The sequence below is a fragment of the Rhizobacter sp. P3_B12 genome (assembly GCF_056402895.1).
In genome coordinates this window covers 1-1,387 of the sequence record NZ_JBFUGN010001298.1, presented here as the reverse complement: position 1 = coordinate 1,387, position 1,387 = coordinate 1, and the positions used below count along the sequence as shown (strand labels likewise).

At 71.4% G+C, this 1,387-nt stretch carries 1 protein-coding gene; it reads left to right on the top strand.

Annotation, left to right across the window (positions count from 1 at the left end; translation table 11 throughout):
• Positions 1-1,387 (top strand): immunoglobulin-like domain-containing protein (locus AC1D01_RS34680; RefSeq protein WP_477874050.1); only part of this gene is annotated, 1,387 nt, incomplete at both ends.

The window sequence follows — 1,387 nt, the reverse complement described above, 5'->3', positions numbered from 1 at the left end:
GGCCGGAGCAGTTCACCGTCAGCATCGCCACCGCCACCGGCGGCAACTTCGAGAACCTGGCGATCAGCGCCGGCAGCGGCAGCGTGAACACCGGCATCGTCGACGCCGACACCGCGACGCTGAGCCTGTCTGCCACGTCCGCCCTGACGGAAGCCGGCGGCAGCATCGTCTACACCGCGACGCTGAGCCAGGCCCCCACCACCGACCTGAGCGTCACGCTGAGCAACGGCGCGGTCATCACCGTGCAGGCCGGCCACCTGAGCGGCAGCACCAGCGTCGCGCTGCCGGCCAGCGACGATGTCTACGTCGATCCGGGCAGCGTCAGCGCCAGCATCCAGGGCGCCACCGGCGGCGGCATCCCGATCGCCATCGACGCGGCGCCGGCCGTCACCGCCGTCACCGACAGCATCGACACGACCACCGTGTCGCTCGCGGCCACGCACAGCGTGACCKAAGGCGGCAGCATCACCTACACCGCGACGCTGACCGCCGCGGCCCAGAGCCCCGTCACCGTCAACCTGTCCAACGGCGACGTGATCACCATCGCCGCCGGTACCACCACCGGCAGCGTGAGCCATGCCGCGCCCGCGAACGACGTGTACACCGGCAGCAGCACGGTGTCGGTGTCCATCGCCAATGCCAGCGGCGGCAACTTCGAGCAGCTGGCCGTCGACCCGGCGGCGGCGCAGACCCTGGTCACCGACAGCGTCGACACCACCACCGTCCGGCTGATCGCCTCGGCCAGCGCGGTCGAGGGCGGCAACATCACCTACACCGCGCAACTCACCGCGGTGGCGCAGGCCGACGTGACCGTGACGCTGTCGAACGGCGCCGTCATCACCATCCTCGCCGGCGCGCAAAGCGGCTCGGTGAGCCACCCGGCCCCGACCGACGACGTCTACACCGATGCCGGCACCGTCAGTGCCACCATCACCGGCGCGACCGGCGGCAAGTTCGAGAGCCTGGCCATCGACGCGACGCCGGCACAGACCTCCATCGGCGACAGCATCGATGCCACCACGCTGACGCTGTCGGCCCCGACCAGCGCCGTCGAAGGCGGCAACATCACCTACACCGCGACGCTGGGCGCAGCGGCGCAGACGCCGGTCAGCGTCACGTTGTCGAACGGTGCGACGATCACCATCGCCGCCGGTGCCACCACCGGCACCGTCAGCGTCGCCGCCCCGGCCAACGACGCCTATGCCGGCCATGCGCCGGTCTCGGCCTCGATCACCGGCGCCAGCGGCGGCGGCTTCGAGCAGCTGAACGTCGACGCGACCCCGCGCTCGACCAGCATCACCGACAGCGCCGACACCACCACGCTGAGCCTGACGGCCAGCGGCAGCGTGACCGAAGGCGGCAGCATCACCTACACCGCGACGCTGAC